This is a genomic window from Chryseobacterium sp. T20 (assembly GCF_047345655.1).
Taxonomy (GTDB): Bacteria; Bacteroidota; Bacteroidia; order Flavobacteriales; family Weeksellaceae; genus Chryseobacterium.
Genome location: NZ_JBLFDU010000004.1, coordinates 323862 through 342676 on the forward strand (window position 1 = coordinate 323862; position 18815 = coordinate 342676).

22 protein-coding genes are annotated in these 18815 nt (G+C 37.2%); 21 read left to right on the forward strand and 1 reads right to left on the reverse strand.

Annotated features, from left to right (window positions below):
• The first annotated feature begins 30 nt into the window (after nt 1–30).
• From ACMA47_RS12685 to ACMA47_RS12710, 6 genes are all read left to right on the forward strand, one after another.
• A complete protein-coding gene (locus ACMA47_RS12685; RefSeq protein WP_123278971.1) occupies nt 31–768 on the forward strand; it encodes a shikimate dehydrogenase family protein in 738 nt (245 codons plus the stop codon).
• A gap of 74 nt (nt 769–842) precedes the next feature.
• The gene (locus tag ACMA47_RS12690) at nt 843–2642 is read left to right on the forward strand and encodes a DUF349 domain-containing protein (RefSeq protein WP_413930062.1); all 1800 of its coding nucleotides are present in this window, start codon (nt 843–845) and stop codon (nt 2640–2642) included.
• A 63-nt stretch (nt 2643–2705) separates the two neighbouring features.
• The gene (ribD, locus tag ACMA47_RS12695) at nt 2706–3731 is read left to right on the forward strand and encodes a bifunctional diaminohydroxyphosphoribosylaminopyrimidine deaminase/5-amino-6-(5-phosphoribosylamino)uracil reductase RibD (RefSeq protein WP_413930063.1); all 1026 of its coding nucleotides are present in this window, start codon (nt 2706–2708) and stop codon (nt 3729–3731) included.
• A 64-nt stretch (nt 3732–3795) separates the two neighbouring features.
• Nucleotides 3796–3960, forward strand: a complete 165-nt coding sequence (locus ACMA47_RS12700) for a bacteriocin-like protein (protein ID WP_167348784.1) — start codon at nt 3796–3798, stop codon at nt 3958–3960.
• Between the two features lie 28 nt (nt 3961–3988).
• Nucleotides 3989–4162: a bacteriocin-like protein gene (locus tag ACMA47_RS12705; protein ID WP_157885786.1), complete on the forward strand. Its 174-nt coding sequence runs from the start codon at nt 3989–3991 to the stop codon at nt 4160–4162.
• Nucleotides 4163–4275: 113 nt separating this feature from the next.
• Nucleotides 4276–4881, forward strand: coding sequence for an IMPACT family protein (locus tag ACMA47_RS12710; RefSeq protein WP_413930125.1), 606 nt, complete (start codon nt 4276–4278; stop codon nt 4879–4881).
• Here ACMA47_RS12710 and ACMA47_RS12715 read toward each other — a convergent pair.
• Nucleotides 4878–5588 carry a zinc metallopeptidase gene (locus tag ACMA47_RS12715; protein WP_174525207.1) on the reverse strand — a complete coding sequence of 237 codons (711 nt, stop codon included), beginning with the start codon at nt 5586–5588 and terminating at the stop codon, nt 4878–4880. The two genes, ACMA47_RS12710 and ACMA47_RS12715, sit on opposite strands and share 4 nt — an antisense overlap.
• Before the next feature lie 104 nt (nt 5589–5692).
• On the opposite strand from ACMA47_RS12715, the gene ACMA47_RS12720 reads away from it, so the two are divergent.
• The 15 genes from ACMA47_RS12720 to nuoL all read left to right on the forward strand — a co-directional run bounded on the left by ACMA47_RS12720 (nt 5693) and on the right by nuoL (nt 18814).
• Complete coding sequence (locus ACMA47_RS12720; RefSeq protein ID WP_413930064.1) at nt 5693–6820, forward strand: GNAT family N-acetyltransferase; 1128 nt, start codon at nt 5693–5695, stop codon at nt 6818–6820.
• 51 nt (nt 6821–6871) lie between these two features.
• The gene (locus tag ACMA47_RS12725) at nt 6872–7048 is read left to right on the forward strand and encodes a hypothetical protein (RefSeq protein WP_413930065.1); all 177 of its coding nucleotides are present in this window, start codon (nt 6872–6874) and stop codon (nt 7046–7048) included.
• A 273-nt stretch (nt 7049–7321) separates the two neighbouring features.
• Nucleotides 7322–7693, forward strand: coding sequence for an NADH-quinone oxidoreductase subunit A (locus ACMA47_RS12730; RefSeq protein ID WP_034693436.1), 372 nt, complete (start codon nt 7322–7324; stop codon nt 7691–7693).
• 95 nt (nt 7694–7788) lie between these two features.
• Complete coding sequence (locus ACMA47_RS12735) at nt 7789–8349, forward strand: NADH-quinone oxidoreductase subunit B (protein ID WP_002983540.1); 561 nt, start codon at nt 7789–7791, stop codon at nt 8347–8349.
• 6 nt (nt 8350–8355) lie between these two features.
• A complete protein-coding gene (locus tag ACMA47_RS12740; RefSeq protein WP_034693433.1) occupies nt 8356–8850 on the forward strand; it encodes an NADH-quinone oxidoreductase subunit C in 495 nt (164 codons plus the stop codon).
• Nucleotides 8851–8926: 76 nt separating this feature from the next.
• The gene (gene nuoD, locus ACMA47_RS12745) at nt 8927–10150 is read left to right on the forward strand and encodes an NADH dehydrogenase (quinone) subunit D (protein ID WP_034693431.1); all 1224 of its coding nucleotides are present in this window, start codon (nt 8927–8929) and stop codon (nt 10148–10150) included.
• A 102-nt stretch (nt 10151–10252) separates the two neighbouring features.
• A complete protein-coding gene (nuoE, locus tag ACMA47_RS12750) occupies nt 10253–10762 on the forward strand; it encodes a complex I 24 kDa subunit family protein (RefSeq protein ID WP_062675585.1) in 510 nt (169 codons plus the stop codon).
• Nucleotides 10763–10869: 107 nt separating this feature from the next.
• Complete coding sequence (gene nuoF, locus ACMA47_RS12755; RefSeq protein WP_413930066.1) at nt 10870–12228, forward strand: NADH-quinone oxidoreductase subunit NuoF; 1359 nt, start codon at nt 10870–10872, stop codon at nt 12226–12228.
• Between the two features lie 5 nt (nt 12229–12233).
• Entirely contained in the window at nt 12234–13145 is a 912-nt protein-coding gene (locus tag ACMA47_RS12760; protein WP_185144341.1) for a hypothetical protein, read from the forward strand.
• Nucleotides 13146–13186: 41 nt separating this feature from the next.
• The gene (locus ACMA47_RS12765; protein WP_034693425.1) at nt 13187–14185 is read left to right on the forward strand and encodes a 2Fe-2S iron-sulfur cluster-binding protein; all 999 of its coding nucleotides are present in this window, start codon (nt 13187–13189) and stop codon (nt 14183–14185) included.
• Between the two features lie 108 nt (nt 14186–14293).
• Entirely contained in the window at nt 14294–15358 is a 1065-nt protein-coding gene (gene nuoH, locus ACMA47_RS12770; protein WP_034693422.1) for an NADH-quinone oxidoreductase subunit NuoH, read from the forward strand.
• Between the two features lie 151 nt (nt 15359–15509).
• A complete protein-coding gene (locus ACMA47_RS12775) occupies nt 15510–16067 on the forward strand; it encodes a NuoI/complex I 23 kDa subunit family protein (protein WP_034693420.1) in 558 nt (185 codons plus the stop codon).
• Nucleotides 16067–16564: an NADH-quinone oxidoreductase subunit J gene (locus ACMA47_RS12780; RefSeq protein WP_034693417.1), complete on the forward strand. Its 498-nt coding sequence runs from the start codon at nt 16067–16069 to the stop codon at nt 16562–16564. The genes ACMA47_RS12775 and ACMA47_RS12780 overlap by 1 nt, the downstream gene beginning before the upstream one ends.
• A gap of 4 nt (nt 16565–16568) precedes the next feature.
• Nucleotides 16569–16898 (forward strand): NADH-quinone oxidoreductase subunit NuoK, encoded by a 330-nt coding sequence (gene nuoK, locus ACMA47_RS12785; protein ID WP_002983557.1) that lies wholly within the window; start codon nt 16569–16571, stop codon nt 16896–16898.
• Between the two features lie 2 nt (nt 16899–16900).
• The gene (nuoL, locus tag ACMA47_RS12790) at nt 16901–18814 is read left to right on the forward strand and encodes an NADH-quinone oxidoreductase subunit L (RefSeq protein ID WP_413930067.1); all 1914 of its coding nucleotides are present in this window, start codon (nt 16901–16903) and stop codon (nt 18812–18814) included.
• Nucleotide 18815: the final 1 nt, after the last annotated feature.

The window sequence follows — 18815 nt, forward strand, 5'->3', positions numbered from 1 at the left end:
TTTATCCGGTCTTTTTTTTATTTTTGATGTATGGATTCCAATAAAAAATTAGGATTGATAGGACGAAATATTTCTTATTCTTTTTCTAAAAAATTCTTCGAAAACAAGTTCCAAAAGCTCATGCTGAAGAATTTCTCCTACGATATTTTTGATCTGAATGAAATCAATGAAGTAGAAAACCTTTTTGCTTCCCCGGACCTGTTAGGATTCAATGTGACCATCCCTTATAAAGAAAAAATAATCGATTATCTCGATGAACTAAGTGATGAAGCTGAGAAAATAGGTGCTGTCAATTGCGTTCTTATTCAGGATGGCAAAAAAACCGGCTACAATACAGATGCGTTCGGTTTTGAAAAGACGCTTCTTTTACACAAAAAACCTTCACAGGATAAAGCATTGATCTTAGGAAACGGAGGGGCAGCAAAAGCAGTCAAATATGCATTGGACAAACATAATATTCCTTCTGTAACGATTTCAAGGAGTACAGAAATCAATTATGAAAATCTTGATCAGGAAACTGTTGCCGAACATAAAATCATCATTCAATGTACACCAGTAGGCACTTTCCCGAATGTGAAAGATTGTCTGAACTTTCCTTTTGACGGGCTTTCTTCAGATCATCTGGTTATTGATCTGATTTACAACCCCAACTACACCCAATTCATCATCAATGCCTCAGAAAAAGGAGCAAAAACAGTGAATGGGTACTATATGCTTGAACAGCAAGCAGAAAAAGCTTGGGAAATTTGGAATTTTCAAAAAAAATAACATAAATTAGTACTTTAATTGGCCTTAAAGCTATATTTAAAGGATATTAACGCCACTCACATAAAAGATTTGCTATGACTACAGAAAACAATCTTTCTGAAAACGAAGAAAAGAAAAATCCTAACGAAGTATCTCAGGACCCATCAGAAAACACAGTTTCTCATGATGCAAACCAACATGAAGATGATGCAGAGCACCTGGATGAACATGAAGAAGAAATTTCTCTTGCTGATGCTTTAAAGGAAATGGAAAAAATCATCAACACTCCCAACGCCGGTGAGAACTTCAAAAGATTCAACCAGCTGAAAGAGAAAGCAAGTCATTACATCCATGATGAAGTGGAGGATAAAAAGCATGAATATATAGAAGCCGGAAATGCAGCTGAAAATTTCAGCTACGAACACCCTTCTCAGGCTAAGTATTCTGCGTTGGTTAATATTTTCAAGGAAAAACATGATACCTTCCAGAAAGGACAGGAAGAAGAGCAAAAGAAAAACCTTGATCACCGTCAAAGCATTATCGAAAGACTTAAAAATCTATACACCAGCTCTGAACCGGGAATTAATCTTTTCAAATCTATCCGTGAGATTAAAGAAGACTGGTCAAAAGCAGGACAGGTTGCAAAGTCTGAATTCAAAATTCTTAACAATAATTATTTCCACCACCTGAATCAGTTTTATCAGATGCTGGATCTTAATAAAGAATTTTTGGAGCAGGAATACAGCCACAACCTGGAAAAGAGAGAACATATCATTGCCCGTGCTAAAGAGCTGGAAAATGAACCCGTTATCCAGAAAGCTCTAAATGAACTTCAGTATCTTCATAAACTATGGAAGGAAGAAGCCGAGCCTGTCGCTGAAGAGTTCCGTGAGAAAACGTGGGAAGAATTCAAAGAGATTTCGAACAAAATTCACGAAAGAAAATCTGAACTCTCTGCTTCTATTGAAAAAGAACAGAGTGAAAATCTTGAAAAGAAGAATCAGATTATTGCGGAAATCAAGAAACTGTCTGAGCCTTCAGAAACTCCTAACCATAACTACTGGCAGAATGCCATTAAAAGAGTGGAAGATCTACGTTCTGAATTTTTAAAGACAGGAAGTGTTCCAAGAAAACTTTCCAACCAAAACTGGAATGATTTCAAAACAACTCTAAGAGGTTTCAATACAACGAAAAATAACTATTATAAATCGTTGAAAGGTTCTCAACAGGCGAATCTTGAAGAAAAATTAAAACTGATCCAGACTGCACAGGACAATATGAATAATGAGGAATGGGATATTGCTGTTCCGTTATTCAAAAAACTTCAGGAAGACTGGAAAAAAATCGGCCACGTTCCAAAGAGCATGACCAATAAAATCTGGGATGAATTCCGTGACGCCTGTAATGCATTCTTCAACAATTACAGAGAGAAGAGTAACACCTCTACAGACAACTGGAAAGAAAACTACAAGAACAAGAAAGCACTTCTTGATGAACTGAAAGAGGTTTCCAATGAAGAAGGAAGCATTGAAAGAATCGAGCAGATCAAAACTTCATGGAATAATATTGGTAAAGTTCCGAGAGATAAAATTTCAATCAACTCTGAATTCAACAAAACATTGAGAGAGAAATTGAAAATAAATAAGATCAACGAACTTGAACTGAAAGAAGAAGGTTTATCTGAAAACCAGCTTACCGACAAAGCAAGAAAGATCAAAAATCAAATCTCTGATCTTGAGGCAGAAATCGTTAAACTGGAAAACAACCTTTCTTTCTTCAACAAACCGTCCAGAGAAAACCCTCTTTTAAAAGACACTTATAACACGATTGATGAGAAAAAAGCTCATCTTGAAACGTTAAAACAAAATCTTCACAGCATTATCAGCGGAGATTAATACATAACAAAATAAATAAAGGCGGAGCAAAGCAATTTGTCTTCGCTTTTTCTTTTTATAAATATGAACAACAACGAATTTTATATTAAAAGATGTATCGAGCTGGCTCAAAAAGCTCTTGGCAACACCTACCCTAACCCTCTTGTTGGAAGTGTGATCGTACACAACGGAGAGATCATTGGTGAAGGATATCATCACAAAGCAGGAGAACCCCATGCGGAGATCAATGCCATTAATTCCGTTAAGAATAAAGATCTTATTCCGCAATCTACAATCTATGTATCTCTGGAACCCTGTGCACATTATGGAAAAACTCCGCCATGTGCTTTAAAGATTAAAGAGCTAGGATTTAAAAAAGTGGTGATTGGTGCTATGGATTCTCATGATAAAGTGAATGGCAAAGGAAAGAAAATCATTCAGGATGCTGGAATTGAAGCCGTATCAGGAATTCTTGAAAAAGAATGTATTGAACTGAACAAAAGATTTTTCACTTATCACGAAAAGAAAAGACCATATATCATTTTAAAATGGGCAGAATCCGGTGATGGATTCCTGGATAAGGATTTTAAACCGACAGCCGTTTCCAATACATTAGTGAACCAGTTTGTTCATCAGTTAAGAGCTGACGAGCATGCCATTTTAGTAGGAACTCAAACTGCTTTGAATGACAACCCAAGTCTTACCGTAAGAAATGCTGAAGGCGTAAATCCTGTCAGAATTCTGATTGATTTTGACTTAAAAGTTCCTGCCAGCTTCAATATTTATAACAATGAAGCAAGAACATTAGTTTTAAATTCCGTAAAAGAAGGTACTGAAGGACATATTCAATTTATTAAAATCAATAAAGATAATTTCCTGCCAGAACTCATGGAGGCATTGTATAAAGAACAAATACAATCTGTTATTATTGAAGGTGGCCGTTTTACCCTGCAGCAGTTTATCAATGCTAATCTTTGGGACGAAGCCATGGTAATTAAAAATGAGAATTTGATATTAGAAAATGGAACAAAAGCCCCGGAATTCGATCAAATCCCTTCTACAATTGAAAATTTCAGAGATAATACCGTTTCATTTTTTAAAGCAAAATAACACTTTTTTATCACCGTCAAATGAAATAATTTATTTACATTAGTCTTACAAAATTAAAATTACTATGAAAAATTTAAAGAAAGTTTCGAGACAGAGTTTAAAAAAAGTAAACGGAGGAATTGCTCCTGAGTGCTGTTCATTCTATCCTCCTTCATTACAGCATTGCTGTGCAACACCTTCCAGTATGAGTTGTCCACCACCTTGGGCGGATGGAACGTTCCCTTGTTAAATTTGAATGTAAAACAAAAAACTATATCATGAAAAATTTGAAAAAAGTATCAAGAATCGGTTTAAAATCAATTCAAGGCGGAGCTTTTGTAAACTGTACTTTGCCTAATGGAGACCTTACAAGATGTAGAGATTTCTGTCCTACAGACTTTTGTGGCCCTACAAACTACATTTGCTTACTTCCGCTGGATTATTGCGGATAGAAATAATAAAAGTTGCAATACATAAAATTGGGAAGCTGTCAGAAATCTGGCGGCTTCTTTCATTAACTACTAGGATTTATTTAATATTTTTGCAGAACAAAGCAGCAACTCTGATGACGTTTGAATACAAAACCATAGAAAAGCCCATAGAAAATACACTTTTAAAGGAAAAAGGAAGCAAGTTTATCGGATTTGCTTACCCGGTAACCAATGAAAAAGAATTAAAGAGTGCGCTGGAAAAGATAAGAGAAGAACATCCGAAAGCTACTCATCACTGCTATGCTTTCAGAATGGGATTGAATGGTGAAAACTATCGCGCCAATGATGATGGTGAACCGTCGGGAAGCGCAGGATTGCCTATTTACAACCAGCTTTTGGCTAATGAAATCACGAATGTTCTTGTCATTGTTGTCCGTTATTACGGAGGAACCAAACTTGGAGTTTCCGGACTTGTAAAAACTTATAAAGAATCAGCAAAGATAACATTGGAGGAAGCCAGTATTATCACCAGAGAATTAGAAACAGAAGTAGAGATTCAATTTAACTTCAATCAGCAGAATACTATTTTCACCCTACTTTCTAAATTTGATGCTAAAGTTTTGAACTTCGATGCGAATGAAAACTGTATTCTCACTGCATCCCTGAAACTGGCACAAAAAGAAAGCATCTCAGAAAAGCTTTCTGAGATGCAATATGTTTCATTTGAATTTAATAATTAATCCCTTCTTCCACCAAGAAGCAAAGATCCCCAGTAAAGAAGTTGTGCCAGAGAACCTAATGCGGCTACCACATAAGTTCTTGCAGCCCATTTCAAACTATCCTGTACTCCAACAAATTCTTCTGCAGTTACCGTTCCTGTATCTTTAAGCCACTTCATCGCTCTGTTACTCGCATCGTATTCCACTGGGAGCGTTACAAAAGCAAAAAGTGTTGTCATCGCAAACATTGCTACTCCAATTGCCAGCACTGTAGTGTTTCCATTTGGATTCTCAATTGTTCTGGACGCAGCCATTACCGCGATACCCGCAATAAGGACAAACTGCATCAGATTGGAACTTATATTCACAATAGGAACCAGTTTTGAACGTAAATTCAACATAGAATATCCTACCGCATGCTGTACTGCATGTCCGCATTCGTGAGCTGCTACTGCCGCTGCCGCTGCGTTTCTCTGCATATAAACACCTTCAGAAAGGTTGACTGTTTTATCTGCCGGATTATAGTGGTCCGTCAACTGTCCGGGTACTGATATGACCTGAACATCATTTATCCCGTTGTCTCTCAACATCTTTTCCGCTACTTCTTTCCCTGAAAGGCCATTTCGAAGGTGTACATTGGAATAATATTCAAATTTCGATTTCAATCTGGACGAAACCCACCAGCTCACCAACATCGAAATACCAATAATGATATAATAACCCACCATTTTATATAAATTTTGTGTTTAATTTTACCCATAATCATATAAAAACTGTGCCAAAGTATAAGATATTATTATTTATATTTGTCCTTTAATTCCTCTCAAAAAACATGTCTACAGTTTCAATTATTGAAGTAAAAACAGCGGGTCAGCTCAAGCAATTCGTAAGGTTTCCAATGGATTTGTATAAAAACAATCCCTACTATGTTCCGTCCTTTATCAATGACGAAATCAACATTTGGAATGCTGATGAAAATCCTGCGCTTCAATATTCAGAAGCCAAACAGTATCTGGCTTATAAGAATGATAAGATTGTAGGAAGAATTGCAGTTTTAATCAATCACAAAGAAGAGAGAGAGTTAGGCATTAAAAAAGTACGTTTTGGATGGATCGACTTTATTGATGATGCTGAAGTTTCAAAGGCATTAATTCAAAAAGCGGTTGATTATGCCAAAGAAAAAAATATTGACAAAATTGAAGGCCCAATGGGCTTTACCAATCTTGACAAAGCAGGAATGCTGATCAAAGGTTTTGACCAGCTGGCAACTATGATTGGAATTTACAATAACGAGTACTATCCAAGACATCTTGAGAACCTGGGATTGACTAAGGAAAAGGAATGGGTAGAGTTTGAAATCATCTTCCCTGAAACGTTACCGGACAAAATTCATAAATTCAATCAGCTTATTTCTGAAAAGTACAAGCTGAAAGTTTTAAAATTCAAAAACAAAGAAGAGATTATTCAGTATGTAGATCCTATGTTTGATCTTTTGGATGAGACTTACAAACATCTTTCTACTTATACTCCAATTTCGGACGAACAGCGTAAAACCTACAAAGAGAAATATTTCAAACTTATTGATAAAGATTTCATTGTTTGTATTGCTGATGAGCACAATAATCTGGTCTCTTTCGCTATTACAATGCCTTCTTATTCCAAAGCCCTGCAGAAGTCCGGTGGAAAACTGCTTCCTTTTGGCTGGTGGCATTTCTTACAGGCAGGAAAGAAAAATGACAGAGCGAACTTCTACCTGATCGGAATTCATCCGGATTATCAGAGAAGAGGAGTAACTTCTATTATTTTCAAAGAAATCTGGGACATATTCAGAAAGAAAGGTGTTAAATACCTTGAAACCAACCCGGAACTGGAAGAAAACAAAAGTATTCAGCTATTGTGGCAGGATTACAATCCGGTGAATCACAAAAGAAGAAGAACGTATTCAATGGAACTCAAATAATTGATACTGCATTTCGTATAACGTAAACTCACCACCCAAACTTTAAACTTTATGAAACCACAGCTGATTATATTTGCCATTTTAATTGCCGGATTTATCGGTTATAACATCTTTTTTCAGTCACCCGATGACAAAACCAATACGATAATTAATATTCTTTTTGCCAGTATTCTTTTTGGATATATTTCCTTTATGGCTTACACTCTTTTGAAAAAAATGAAAAAATAAGTGATAAACATAGCCCAACAAGGGCTTTAATCGCTTGTTTTTATTCCCAAATAAATAAATTCAAAATATCTGCAATGTACATGATGGGATATCATTTTCCCAGAGTTACTACAAAAAAAGGGGAAAAACACCACAAAAAAATAATCATAAAAAGCTAATTTTTATTGATTCTAAATTACCGATTTAGCTCATTTTAATCCGACTTTTAAGCTGATAAATTTCATGCTTTCTTGTTTATTCGCTAAATTTGCAAATTGAGATAATAATGCAAAAATGAATTTACCTGAAAGTTATATTCCAATCCTTATCCAGGCTGGTGTAGCAGTAGGATTTGTAGCTGTTTCTTTGCTTGGAGCACATTTCTTAGGTCCACAGCAGAAAAAAGGAAACTCTGTAAAAAACCAAAGCTGGGAATGTGGGGTTCCTGTTGAAGGAAACGCAAGAACACCGTTTTCTATCAAGTACTTCCTGACTGCGGTATTGTTCGTACTATTCGATATTGAAATCGTATTCTTTTATCCTTACGCTGTCAACTTCAGAGAATTCGGTATGGAAGGTTTCCTTGCCGTGCTTACATTCGTTGCGATCTTCTTCGTAGCGTTTTTCTATGTCTGGAAGCGAGGCGCACTGGATTGGGATAAATAAATTTTAACATTAAAAGATTGAATAATTTAATCATTGAAAAACAGAGATGATTAAATTTTATAAACGTTTTAATCTTTAAATATCAACAAAAGAAAATGTCAGATAAAAAACCAGTAATAAGAACAGATGCACCTGCTCCCGAAGGCTATGAAGGAGAAGGGTTTTTCGCAACAAAACTGAGCAGTGTAATCGGGATGGCAAGAAAGTTTTCACTTTGGCCGTTACCCTTTGCAACCTCTTGTTGTGGTATCGAGTTTATGGCTACCCTGAACCCGACTTATGATGCTTCAAGATTTGGTATGGAAAGAAACTCTTTCTCTCCAAGACAAGCAGATATGCTGATGGTTTGCGGAACTATATCAAAGAAATTAGGACCAGTCCTGAAAGAAGTTTACACTCAGATGGCTGAGCCGAAATGGGTGGTAGCAGTTGGAGCTTGTGCTTCCAGCGGTGGTATTTTTGATACGTATTCTGTACTTCAGGGAATTGATAAAATTATTCCGGTAGACGTTTACGTTCCTGGATGTCCTCCAAGACCTGAACAGATCATTGAAGGCGTAATGCAGGTACAGGCTCTTGCAGAAAGCGAAAGCATCAGAAGAAGAGATATGCCTGAATATCAGAAATTATTAGATTCTTACAACATAAGCAACTAAACGGAAATGACAAACGAATTTGTATTAGAAGCCATCACAAGAGAATTTCCGGAATCTGTCATTTCAAGCTCAGAACCTTATGGAATGCTGACGATTGAAGTGAAGAAAGAAGATATTAAGAAAATCATTCACTATCTGAAAGATTCATCACTGGAATTTAATTTCCTTACGGATATCTGTGGTATTCATTATCCTGAATTCCCTGAAAAGGAAATTGGTGTTGTTTACCACTTGCATAATATGATGGCCAATTTCAGATTACGTCTGAAAATCTTTATGTCCAGAGAAAATATTGAAGTAGACTCTCTTGTAGAGCTCTATGCAGGAGCCAACTGGATGGAAAGAGAAACGTATGATTTCTATGGGATTAAATTTAAAGGACACCCGGATCTTAGACCTATTTTAAATATGGAAGATCTTGGATACCACCCAATGTTGAAGGAATATCGCCTTGAAGACGGTACAAGAACCGACAAGAACGATAGCATGTTCGGAAGATAAAAATATAATGCAATAAGCAGTAAGCAGTAAGCATTTAGCTTAAAGCCTATAGCCTATCGCCTAAAGCATTTAAATTATGAAAGATAACTCATTATCTAATATACTAAACCAGTACGAGAGTAAGGAACAGATTGACGGACAATTATATACCCTGAATCTAGGACCTACCCACCCTGCTACGCACGGGATTTTCCAGAATATCTTAACGATGGACGGAGAAAGAATCCTTCACGCAGAGCAAACAGTAGGATATATCCACAGAGCATTTGAGAAAATTTCTGAAAGAAGAAACTATTCTCAGATCACTACCCTTACAGACCGTATGAATTACTGTTCTGCACCCATCAATAACTTAGGTTGGCACATGACAGTAGAGAAGCTGATTGGCGTGGAAGTTCCAAAACGTGTAGACTATATGCGTGTTATCTTGATGGAGCTAGCCAGAATCGGTGACCACCTGATCTGTAACGGGGTAACCGGAATGGATTCAGGAGCCATTACAGGTCTTACTTACATGTTCATCGAAAGAGAACGTATTTATGATATGTATGAGCAAATCTGCGGAGCCAGAATGACAACCAATATGGGAAGAATCGGAGGTTTTGAAAGAGATTTCACTCCTAAGTTTCATGAGTTGTTGAAAGACTTCTTAAAAACTTTCCCACCAAGATTCAAAGAATTCTGTACTCTATTAGAAAGAAACAGAATTTTCATGGACAGAACCATCGGTACAGGAGCTATTTCTGCTGAAAGAGCATTAAGCTACGGTTTCACAGGTCCAAACTTACGTGCAGCAGGTGTAGATTATGATGTAAGAGTTGCACAACCTTATTCCTCATACGAAGATTTCGACTTCATTATTCCTGTAGGAACTTCAGGAGATACTTACGACCGTTTCATGGTTCGTCAACAGGAAATCTGGGAATCAATCAAAATTATCAAACAAGCATACGAAAATCTTCCGGAAGGACCATTCCATGCGGATGTTCCTGATTTCTATCTTCCTGAAAAGGCAGATGTATATCAGAAAATGGAAGCATTGATCTACCATTTCAAAATTGTAATGGGAGAAACTGATGTACCGAAAGGAGAAGTTTATCATGCTGTAGAAGGTGGAAACGGAGAATTAGGTTTCTATCTTGTGAGTGACGGAGGAAGAAGCCCTTACAGACTTCACTTCAGAAGACCATGCTTCATCTACTATCAGGCCTACCCTGAAATGATTACAGGTTCTGTAATTTCAGATGCCATTGTAACGATGTGTAGTATGAATATTATTGCGGGAGAATTAGACGCATAACATTGTAAAAAGTACCATTGTAAAATGTATTCATGATTTTACAATGATCAAATAAATAAGTCATTAGTACATTGTACACTGTACAATAATACATTTAAAAAAATGAGCGAAACAATAGCTTTTAAACCGGAAAGTTTAGCACAGGTACACAAAATTATCGCAAGATATCCTGAAGGAAGACAGAAATCTGCTCTTCTTCCTGTACTTCACTTGGCACAGAAAGAATTCGGAGGATGGTTAGATGTTCCTGTGATGGATTATGTTGCCGGACTACTAAGTATCCAACCGATCGAAGTATATGAAGTGGCTACTTTCTATACCATGTTTAATATGAAGCCGGTAGGTAAATATGTATTGGAAGTTTGCAGAACAGGGCCTTGTATGGTTTGTGGAAGCGAAAAAATTCTGGATCATATCAGAACCAAACTGAACATTAAGGATGGGGAAACTACTGAAGACGGTATGTTCACTTTAAAGCCTGCTGAATGTCTTGGAGCATGCGGATATGCACCTATGATGCAGCTAGGAAAATTCTTTCATGAAAATTTAACGATAGAAAAAGTAGATGAAATCCTTGATCTTTGCAGACAGGGACAAGTTGCTTTAGACTAATAGAAATTTTAAATTCTACATTTTAGATTTTAAATTATTCAGTTATTTTTTTTAATAATTATAAAAAGCTAGAAGCCAAAAGCCAATAGCGAAAAGCATAATAAACAATGAGTAAAAAACTTTTACTTAAAGACGCACATATAGAAGGTATTCGCTACTTTGAAACTTACCGTAAACAGGGAGGTTACACAGCCGCTGAAAAAGCCTTGAAAATGACTCCTGACGAAATTCTTGAAGAAGTAAAAGCTTCAGGATTAAGAGGTCGTGGTGGAGCTGGATTCCCAACAGGAATGAAATGGAGCTTTCTGGCCAAGCCTGAAGGTGTTCCAAGACACCTTGTTGTGAATGCGGATGAATCTGAACCTGGAACATTCAAGGACAGATATCTGATGGAGTTCCTTCCTCATTTATTGATCGAGGGAATGCTAATTTCTTCTTACTGTTTAGGTTCCAATACTTCTTATATCTACATCCGTGGAGAATATTCGTGGATTCCTGATATCCTTGAAGAAGCTATTGAAGAAGCTAAAGCAGCAGGATTTTTAGGTAAAAATATTTTAGGAACTGGTTTCGATCTTGAAATCTATGTACAGAGAGGTGGTGGAGCATACATCTGCGGTGAAGAAACTGCATTGCTTGAATCCCTTGAAGGAAAAAGAGGTAACCCAAGATTAAAACCACCATTCCCGGCTGTAAAAGGTCTTTGGGAAAGACCAACGGTGGTAAACAACGTTGAATCTATTGCAGCAGTAGTTCCAATCATTGATATTACAGGTGCTGAGTATGCTAAAATCGGAGTTGGAAGATCTACAGGAACGAAATTGATTTCGGCTTGTGGAAACATCAACAAACCAGGGGTATACGAAATCGATATGACGATCACTGTGGAAGAATTCATCTACTCTGATGAATATTGTGGTGGTATTAAAGATGGTAAAAAATTAAAGGCTTGTATTCCTGGAGGAAGTTCTGTTCCGATTGTTCCGGCTAACTTATTGTTGAGAACCGTGAACGGAGAGCCAAGATATATGAACTATGAATCATTGGCAGACGGTGGTTTTGCTACCGGAACGATGATGGGTTCAGGAGGTTTCATCGTTTTGGATGAAGACCAGTGTATTGTAGATCACACCATGACATTGGCAAGATTCTACAACCACGAAAGTTGCGGACAATGTACTCCTTGCCGTGAAGGAACGGGATGGATGTACAAGATTTTAAAGAAAATCGAGAAAGGAGAAGGAAAAATGGAAGATATCGACCTACTTTGGGATATCCAGAGAAAAATCGAAGGAAATACGATTTGTCCGTTGGGTGATGCAGCAGCTTGGCCGGTTGCAGCAGCGATCCGTCACTTCAGAGATGAATTTGAGTGGCACGTGAAAAACCCTGAATTGTCTCAGACACAAAACTATGGATTGGCACATTATGCAGATCCTATCCCGGCTGTTGAAAAGAATGCGTAGGTAAGATGAAAAAATTATTGGTTGTCGGCTTAATGATGTCGAATCTTGTATTTGCACAGAACAAGAAGAGTGATACTGTAAATTATAACAGATCCGTTGAAGAGGATTTGTCATATTTAGTGAGTGAGAAAGAGCAGATTAAAGCTGAGAAAAAGGAAAAGCCTTTACCACTAAGCAAAAAGGGTCAGGTTTTCGTATTTTATGGATGGAACAGAGCCGCTTATAGTAATTCTGACATTCATTTTACCGGAAACGGATACGATTTTCAATTGAATAACGTAACTGCACAGGACAGACCTACAAAATTCGGAATTGTCTATTTTGATCCAAGCTGGTTTACTGTAACACAGTATAATTTCAGAATAGGATATTTCATTAAAGACAATTTAGCTTTGGTATTAGGGATAGACCATATGAAATATGTAATGGATCAGAACCAGACTGTTGGTTTCAAAGGACATATTTCAGATCCTGAATATGCAGCAATGGTTCAAAACGGGCAGGTTAACCTTGCAGATGAGAAGTTCCTTACTTTCGAACATACAGACGGACTTAATTATGAAAACTTAGGTCTTGAGAAATACAAAAATCTTGTTCATAAGAAAAATATAGATTTAGTATGGTCTTATGGAGCCGGAATCGGATTTATGTTTCCGAAAAGTAATGTAAAACTTTTTGGTAATGAAAGAAGTGACCGTTTTCACGTTGCAGGTATGGGAACCGATATCAGATCCAGTCTTAACTTAGTATTCTGGAAAAACTGGATGCTGAGATTAGAAGGAAAAGCAGGATATATCAATATGTGGGACATTAAAACCACGTTGAATAATAAGCCGGACAAAGCACGTCAGGATTTTGTTTTCGGACAGATTCTGGGAGGAATTGGATATACATTTAATACAAAGAAATATAAATAACAAAGCCTATTGCTTAACGCATAAAGCTTAAAGCATATCATATGAGCGAAGAAGTTAAAAAATTCAAAATAACTATAGACGGACAGACTACTGAAGTTTTGCCTGGTACTTCTATTCTGGAAGCTGCAAGACAAATCGGTGGTAAATCTGTACCTCCTGCAATGTGCTACTACAGCAAGTTGGAAACCAGTGGAGGAAGATGTAGAACTTGTCTGGTAGAAGTTTCTAAAGGATCTGAAGCAGACCCACGTCCTATGCCAAAATTAGTAGCAAGCTGCAGAACTAATGTAATGGACGGGATGGAAGTAAAAAATCTTACTTCTGAGAAAGCTCAGGAAGGAAGAAAAGCGGTTACCGAATTCCTATTGGTAAACCACCCGCTGGACTGCCCTATCTGCGACCAGGCAGGAGAATGTCATCTTCAGGACTTAGGATATGAGCATGGTGTGGAAAACACAAGAACAGAATTCGAAAGAAATACTTACGAAGCTGATGATCTTGGACCGAACATCAAATTAAATATGAACCGTTGTATTCTTTGCGCAAGATGCGTACTGACAGCTAACCAGCTTACAGAAACAAGAGAACACGGGATCCTTTTCAGAGGAGATCACGCTGAAATTTCAACGTATTTAAATAAAGCTTTAGACAATGACTTCATCGGAAACGTTATCGACGTTTGTCCTGTAGGAGCATTAACAGACAGAACAGCTCGTTTTGCAAGCAGAGTTTGGTTTACAAAACCGATGAACGCAACTTGTAAATGTGATAAGTGTTCCGGAAAAGCTGTTGTATGGTTTAAAGGAGACGAAATTGTAAGAGTAACTGCAAGAAAAGACCAGTGGGGTGAAGTAGAAGAATTCATCTGCGATACATGCCGTTTCGAAAGAAAAGCTTTATCAGACTGGAACATCGAAGGTCCTAGACATATCGACAGACATTCTGTAATTTCATTGAACCACTACGAAAAGCCTAAAGATGAGCTAAGAGTTTTAGACAATCCGATGGCTAAAGAAATCAGTGAAAAAGACGAAAAATAAAATTTGAAAATGAGGTAATTTGAAAATGAGAGTCTCTGTTGATGTGATTGCTATAACTTCCATCTTCCAGCTCCCATCTTCTAACCTTTAACATCTATAAAAATAAAAATGGATTTACTTACATTTAAACTTATACTTGTACTAGCACTTTTCCTGCTATCACTTACGATTGCAGCCTACTCTACCTGGGCAGAAAGAAAAGTAGCCTCTATCATGCAGGATAGAATTGGTCCTAACAGAGCCGGACCTTTCGGATTGCTGCAGCCTCTTGCTGACGGTGGAAAATTCTTCTTTAAAGAAGACTTTACGCCTGCCAATGCAGAAAGATTTCTTTTCGTATTGGGTCCAGCTTTGGTAATGTTTATTTCATTGATTACAGGAGCTGTGATTCCTTGGGGTAAAAGTTTAAATATTGCAGGTACTTCTTTTGATCTTCAGGTAGCAAACATCGATGTTGGTGTACTTTTCATCATCGGTATGGCTTCTATCGGGGTTTACGGAATTATGATCGGAGGTTGGGCTTCGAACAACAAATATTCATTATTAGGTGCTATCCGTGCTTCTTCTCAGATGATTTCTTATGAATTGGCGATGGGATTAGCACTTCTTTCTATCATTATGATGTCAGGAAGTTTGGATTTAAAAGAAATCACTGAAAGTCAGACTACCGGAAAATTATGGGGAGTTATTCCTTGGGTTTCAGGATTGAACTGGAACATTTTCTACCAGCCTATTGCATTCCTTGTTTTCTTTGTAGCTGCTTTGGCAGAAACCAACAGACACCCGTTCGATTTACCTGAGTGTGAATCTGAATTGGTAACAGGATACTCTACAGAATACTCTTCCATGAAGTTAGGGTTATATATGTTCGGAGAATATGTGAACATGTTTATTTCCAATGCTTTCATGGTCGTTCTTTTCTTCGGAGGGTATAACTATCCTGGTATTGAATGGGTAACTCAGAACTGGGGTGAAAATGCTGCAGGAATCTTGAGCGTTGTAGCATTCCTTACAAAAACAGTAATCGGAATTCTGATCTTCATGTGGATCAGATGGACACTTCCAAGATTCAGATATGACCAGTTAATGCACTTAGGATGGAAAACATTAATTCCAATGGCATTGGTAAACCTATTAATTACAGGAGCTGTAATTTTAGCATTTGCAAACTAAGAAATTTGAAAATGAGCTGATTTGAAAATTTGATAATGAAATCAAAGTTTTATCTTTAGCGTATCATATTCAATCATCAATATTAAATAATTAAGATAACAGACAAGATTAGTCTAAAATCTAATGTCTAACATCTAATATCTATAATTAAATGAAACTTACAAACAGATCAAAAGTTGTTTCCAATAAAGAAATGACCCTTGCTGAAAAAATCTACCTTCCTGCCATCTTTACAGGGATGGGGATTACATTTAAGCATGCTGTAAGAACCGTGATAAAGGGTGCTCCCGCAGTATATTCGTATCCGGAAGTACAGAAACCAAGAACCACCATCTGGAGAGGTCAGCACGTTTTGAAAAGAGACGAAGAAGGCAGAGAAAGATGTACAGCTTGTGGACTTTGTGCGGTAGCTTGTCCTGCAGAAGCCATTACGATGACTGCTGCTGAAAGAACTAAAGAGGAAAGAGGTCTTTACAGAGAAGAGAAATACGCTTCAGTATATGAAATCAATATGCTAAGATGTATTTTCTGTGGTATGTGTGAAGAAGCTTGTCCTAAATCTGCCATCTATCTTACAGACAGATTGGTAGACGTAGAAACCAATAGAGGTTCTTTCATTTACGGAAAAGATAAATTAGTTGAAAAAATAAATGAAAGGATTGATATCACGACAAGACAATCCGAGAAACAAAAAAATGCGGTAAAATAATGGATCAGTTTTTATTTTTCTTGGTGGCGTTTTTAGCAGTGGCAAGTGCTGTTTACTTTGTATTTGCAAGAAATCCTCTTTATGCTATTTTGTCATTAATTGTTACGATGTTTTCAATTGCCGGAATGTACATTCTTCTCAATGCACAGTTCCTGGCAATCATCCAGATTATAGTGTACGCAGGTGCTATCATGGTACTTTTCCTTTATATCTTAATGATGCTTAACCTTAATAAGCAAGACGAAAGTAAGAAGAACAATACTTTAAAATTTGTTGGAGTTTTTACAGCAGGTCTTCTTTTGGTAGGTGTATTAGGAGTTTTCAGAGGAGTAAAAGACAATCACATTGTTGTTGAAAATGTAGACAGAGGTGTGGGTCTTACCAAAAATCTGGGTAGACTTTTGTTTAATGAATATGTTTTACCGTTTGAGCTTGCTTCCATCCTAATTCTGGCAGGTATTGTAGGCGCGGTATTAATCGGTAAAAAAGATTTATAAAATTATGGGAGAAGTAAATACATTTATACAAAGCATCCCTTTGGACTACTTCATCATTCTTTCATCAGTATTGTTCTGTTTGGGAGTAATGGGAGTATTGCTTAGAAAAAATGCTATTGTGATTCTGGGCTGTGTAGAGCTTATGCTGAATTCTGTAAACCTTTTATTGGCAGCTTTTTCAGCGTATAAAGGCAACGGCGACGGACAACTTTTAGTTTTCTTCATTATGGTGGTAGCTGCTGCTGAAGTAGCAGTAGGTCTGGCAATTATTGCGATGCTATATAGAAACACCCGTTCTGTAGATGTGAGTATATTTAATAAATTAAGAGGATAAGAATGGAGAATCTAGTATATGCAATAGTACTTTTACCACTTTTAGGGTTTCTTATTAACGGGCTATTCGGAAAAAACCTTCCAAAAATATTGGTAGGATCTTTGGCTACAGCTATGGTTTTCGGATCATTCTGTATTGCGGTAAGTATTTTCATGAATTTCAATTCTGAAAGCCAGCCTGTTATTGTAAAAGCTTTTGAATGGTTTAGAGTAAACGGAGTTCAAATCAATTTTGGATTCCAGATTGATCAGCTTTCTTTAATGATGGTAATGATCATTACGGGTATCGGTTCACTGATCCACTTATACTCTATCGGATATATGAGTCATGATAAAGGATTCTATAAGTTTTTTACTTACCTGAATCTTTTCATCTTCTCGATGTTACTTTTAGTAATGGGAAGCAACTACCTTATCCTGTTTATCGGATGGGAAGGTGTAGGTCTTTGTTCTTACCTGTTAATCGGATTCTGGTATACTAACGAAGAATACGGTAAAGCAGCAAGAAAAGCTTTCATCATGAACAGAATTGGTGACCTTGCGTTATTGATCGGTATTTTCATGATCGCTTCTCAGACTAATGCTGTAGATTATCTTTCTGTAGCAGAAAACGCTTCAAAATTTGAATTAGACGGAACAGTGATTATCTTTATCACAGCGAGTTTATTCATCGGTGCTACCGGTAAATCTGCTCAGGTTCCATTATATACATGGTTACCGGATGCGATGGCGGGACCAACTCCTGTATCAGCGTTGATCCACGCGGCAACGATGGTAACTGCAGGTATTTACTTAGTAGTAAGATCTAACTTCTTATTTACTTTAGCACCTACAGTACAGGGAGGAATTTTATTCATCGGATTCTTAACGGCTGCTTTGGCAGGATTCTATGCACTTCGTCAGAACGACATCAAAAAAGTATTGGCATACTCTACAGTTTCACAGCTTGGATTTATGTTCATCGCTTTAGGTCTTGGTGCCTATACAACAGCAATGTTCCACGTAATGACACACGCTTTCTTCAAAGCTTTATTATTCTTAGGTGCTGGTTCTGTAATCCACGCGATGAGCAACGAGCAGGATATGCGTTTCATGGGAGGTCTTAAAAAATATATTCCTCTTACGCACGCTACATTCCTTATCGGAACATTAGCCATCTCAGGTTTCCCTTTATTATCAGGGATGATCTCTAAAGACGAAATTTTAGTAGCAGCTTTCGCTAAAAACCCTATCTACTGGGTAATCTTATTTGTTTTAGCGCCAATGACTGCAACTTATATGTTCAGACTATACTACCTGACATTCCACGGAGAATTCAGAGGTACAGAAGAACAAAAACACCACTTACATGAAAGCCCGTCTAATATGACATTACCATTGATCGTATTGGCTATTCTTTCTGTAATCGGAGGTTTTATCAACCTGCCACACTTCATCGGTCACGGCCACTATGCTAAACTGATGGAATGGTTAAAGCCAGTTCTTACAGAACAAAGCTACAGCCAGATGGAAGCTACTCTTTCAGGAGTACCTTTCAATACTGAAATGATCTTATTAGCAGCTACAGTATTAATGTTCTTCACTGTATGGTTCATCGTTAGAAATACTTATGTAAGTAAGAAAAAGATGGCTGTTGCAGAGGAAAACTATACCGGATGGGAAAAGCTTTCTGCTAAGAAATTATACGTTGACGAACTTTACAATGCATTGATTGTAAAAACTGTTGAAGGATTAGGACGCGGAGGAAAAATGTTTGATAAGGGTATCTTAGACCGTTTTGTAAACTTTGTAGGTGATGGTGCTGAAGACAGCGGAAAAGCTATGAAGCGTGTACAGAACGGAAATGTAGAGACATATATCCTTATCATGTCTTTAGCTGTGGGAATTATATTAATTGTTAACTTTTTATTACAATAAT